We start from the raw sequence: 3,267 nt of genomic DNA on the forward strand, positions 1-3,267 counted from the left end.
CGTCGTTCTGCCAATCATTCGAGCCGTAGTCGGAGCCGCCCGCCACCGCGTACGCCTCCCTCGCCGACCGGCTCGCCGCCGAGGGCCGGTACGCCGAGGCCGTCCGGGAGCGGCTGCGCGACATGATCCGCGAACTGGTCGCCCGCCGGGTGATCGAGCACCGCCCCGGGATGACCGTCGCCGAGCTGACCGCGGCGGCGGCCCGTACCCGACCCCCGGTGCACCCGCCCCTGCACGCCGCCGGGACGATCTTCTCCGACCTCTGGTACGCCCAGCGCCCGGCTCGCCCGGAGCACGACCGGCGGATGCGCGAGCTCGTCGCCGACCTGCAGCGGGAGCTGGCCGGCGACCCCGAGGCGGGTGACCGACCGTGACCAGCACCGTCGAGGCGAAGAGCCCGATCCAGGCGCCATCCCGTCGACCCCGCCGCCGGCACCGGGTGTTGATCCCGTTCGGGGTCGCCCTCGTGCTGATCGTGGTCACCCTGGTGGCTCACGCGGTCGACCAGCCGGACCCGGGCGACCGGGGCTTCCTCTCCCCGATCGCCACCGACGACGACGGGGGCAGCCGGCTGGCCGAGGCGCTGCGCGGGAAGGGTGTGCCCGTACGGCGGGAGACCGACACCCTCCGGGCGCTGGCCGCCACCGGGTCCGGCCCGGCCACCCTCTTCGTCCCGGCCCCGGAGCTGGTCCACCCGGACACCGTCGGCGCCCTGGCGGAGCTGCCCGCCGGCAGCCGCCTGGTGCTCGTCGACCCGTCCCGGCGGGTGCTGGAGGGTCTGGGGGCACCGGTGGTGCCGACCGAACGTCGCTGGGCCACCCGGGCCACCGCACCGGACGCCGACGGGCACCGCTGCCCGCTGCCCGAAGCCGACGTCGCGGGCACGGCCGCCGCCGACCGGCAGCGGTACGCGACCTCGCCCGGCCAGGCATCCGTCCTCAGCCGTTGCTACGCCGGCGGGCTGATCCGGGCGCCGGGGCAGACCGAACTGGTGGCGATCGGGGCCAGCGACCCGTTCCGCAACGACCGGATCGGCGAGCTGGGCAACCTGGCCCTCGCCACCGGCCTGCTCAGCGGCCCGCGCCCGGTGATCTGGCTGGACCTGGACGGCCCGGCACCCGCACCGACCTACGGCACCGGCCCCGACGGCGAACCGGCCTGGTCCCCGACCCCCGGCTCCGGCTCCGGCTCCGACTACGGCTCGAATGATTGGCAGAACGACGACGACCCGGAGAGCGGTGGCCCAGCACAGCAGGGCGGCGACAACCGCTCCACGGACGACGAGGCGGAGGGCGAGACGCCGCCCCAGAACCCGCTCTGGGCCGCCTTCCCGGTCTGGTTCTGGGCGCTGCTCGTCCAGCTCGCCCTGGCGGGCCTGCTCGTGGTGCTCTGGCGGGCCCGCCGGCTCGGCCCCCCGGTGCCCGAGCCGTTGCCGGTCACCGTCCGCTCCGCCGAGCCCACGGCGGAGCGGACGGTGACCCGGTTGTACGGCACACGCATGGGGACCGAGGCTAACCAAGCCGTGACCGGGTCGACCTCAGCCGACCGGACGAGTATCGGGTCGTCCTCGCGTCGTCCGGGCTCCTACCCGGGGATTGACCCGGACGGGACCGGGCAGAAGGGAAACGGCGCGAACCGGCGCAGGCGACCCGTGGAGGAACGGAATGGGACAGCACGAGGACGGGCCCGACGAGCGGCACCGGCGGCCGGCCGGCGTGACGGACGACACGGTCGCGGCGCTGGGCAAGCTCAGCGAGGCCTTGGAGACGGTCGAACGCGCCCGCGGGCACCTCTACTCGCTGCACCAGCTCATCGGCCACGCCGACCTGATGCTGGACGAGGCGATCGACCTGTTCCTGGCCGCCGGGCACGACCCGATCGCTGACCGGATCGGGACCGACCTGCTCGGTCGCAACGTGATCGCCGGACGCTGGACGTTCCAGATCGTCGAGGACTTCGACGACGGGTACTACGCGCTCTTCCGGGAGCTGGACCGGCAGGCCCGCGACGAGCTGGTCGGCGGCCGGCGGCACCTCTACGAGGCGGAGATGAAGGAGCGCCGCCGCACCCCGGCGCGGCCGGGGCACGAGGCGCGCCCCGGCACGGAGGACTAGTCGGAGGAGCGGGCGCCCGCCGGCCGGCGGCGGGTGGCGTCATCGGCGATGATCACGGTCGCCACCATCAGCGCGACGCAGAGGCTGAACAGCCAGGAGTCGTCGGCGACGAGTTTCGCGGCGACCGGTGCCTGGATGGCGGCGAGCAGGAAGCCGAGCCAGGCGAGGCGACGCTGACGTGGGGTGAGGATCCCGGAGCCCTGTTGCATTCCGAAAGTCTTACGCGACACCCCCACCTTGCCGTCACCCGTTCGGCCGATTCTGAATGGGCTGTCCGTTTTCTCGACCCGTCCGGACCTCACTTTTTATCGTTTCGGGTGAGGCGTTTCTCACCGTCCGAGTTCGCCGTCTGGTAGGGCAGGATGGTCGGTCGTGTCCACCGCCCCCACCCCGCCCCGGGCCTCCCTGCTCCTGCTGGCCTACCTCGCCTTCGTCAGCCTCGGGCTGCCCGACGGGCTGATCGGGGTCGGCTGGCCGTCGATCCGGGCCGACCTCGGCGTACCGACCGAGGCGGTGGGCGTGGTGCTCACGGCGGGGACCATCGGCTACCTCACCTCCAGCGTGCTGGCCGGCTTCACGCTGGCCCGGCTCGGCGTCGGGTGGTTGCTGGCCGGCAGCACGCTGCTGGCCAGCCTGGCCCTCACCGGGTACGCGCTGACCCCCGCGCTCGCCCTGATGACCGGCTGCGCGCTGCTGCTCGGGCTCGGCTCCGGCGCGATCGACTCGGGGCTCAACGCGTACGCCGCCGGGGCGTTCGGCCCGCGGCACATGAACTGGATGCACGCCTTCTTCGGTCTCGGCGTCGCGATCGGCCCGCTGATCATGACCGGCGCGCTCAGCGCGGGACTGGCCTGGCGCTGGGGGTACGGCATCGTGGCCACGGCGCAGCTCGCGCTCGCCACGGCGTTCGCACTCACCGTGCGGGCCTGGCGTGACCGGCGCGCCGCCGGTCTGGCCGTACCGCCCGACCCGGTCGCACCGGCGATGGTGCCCGGCGGACCGGCGGAGACCTCGACCCCGGACCGGAACGCGCGGACGGCCCGGATCGCGGAGACCCTGCGGCTGCCGGCGGTCTGGCTCGGCGCGGCCGCCTTCGCGGTGTACGTGGCCATCGAGGTGGCCACCGGGCTGTGGGCGTTCCTGCTGCTCACCG

4 protein-coding genes and 1 pseudogene are annotated in these 3,267 nt (G+C 74.3%); 4 read left to right on the forward strand and 1 reads right to left on the reverse strand.

The features are described from left to right. The first annotated feature begins 122 nt into the window (after positions 1–122). From DKL51_RS01315 to DKL51_RS01325, 3 genes and pseudogenes are all read left to right on the forward strand, one after another. The gene (locus tag DKL51_RS01315; protein ID WP_260428335.1) at positions 123–374 is read left to right on the forward strand and encodes a DUF4129 domain-containing protein; all 252 of its coding nucleotides are present in this window, start codon (positions 123–125) and stop codon (positions 372–374) included. Positions 375–487: 113 nt separating this feature from the next. Next, positions 488–1,060, forward strand: a pseudogene (locus tag DKL51_RS36850) (DUF4350 domain-containing protein); the annotation flags it as partial. 604 nt (positions 1,061–1,664) lie between these two features. Continuing rightward, a complete protein-coding gene (locus tag DKL51_RS01325; protein WP_109946726.1) occupies positions 1,665–2,114 on the forward strand; it encodes a hypothetical protein in 450 nt (149 codons plus the stop codon). Here the strand turns inward: DKL51_RS01325 and DKL51_RS01330 are convergent. Next, a complete protein-coding gene (locus DKL51_RS01330) occupies positions 2,111–2,323 on the reverse strand; it encodes a hypothetical protein (RefSeq protein WP_109946725.1) in 213 nt (70 codons plus the stop codon). The two genes, DKL51_RS01325 and DKL51_RS01330, sit on opposite strands and share 4 nt — an antisense overlap. Before the next feature lie 163 nt (positions 2,324–2,486). Between DKL51_RS01330 and DKL51_RS01335 the strand changes: the two genes are divergently transcribed. Beyond that, a partial coding sequence (locus DKL51_RS01335; protein WP_148097699.1) for an MFS transporter occupies positions 2,487–3,267 on the forward strand: 781 nt, incomplete at its 3' end.

It is taken from the genome of Micromonospora globispora, from assembly GCF_003857015.1.
Lineage (GTDB): Bacteria > Actinomycetota > Actinomycetes > Mycobacteriales > Micromonosporaceae > Micromonospora > Micromonospora globispora.

Coding starts and splice junctions, on each gene's coding strand:
- DKL51_RS01330 (WP_109946725.1), bottom strand. CDS start 2,323: ATGCAACAGGGCTCCGGGATCCTCACCCCACGTCAGCGTCGCCTCGCC.
- DKL51_RS01315 (WP_260428335.1), top strand. CDS start 123: ATGATCCGCGAACTGGTCGCCCGCCGGGTGATCGAGCACCGCCCCGGG.
- DKL51_RS01325 (WP_109946726.1), top strand. CDS start 1,665: ATGGGACAGCACGAGGACGGGCCCGACGAGCGGCACCGGCGGCCGGCC.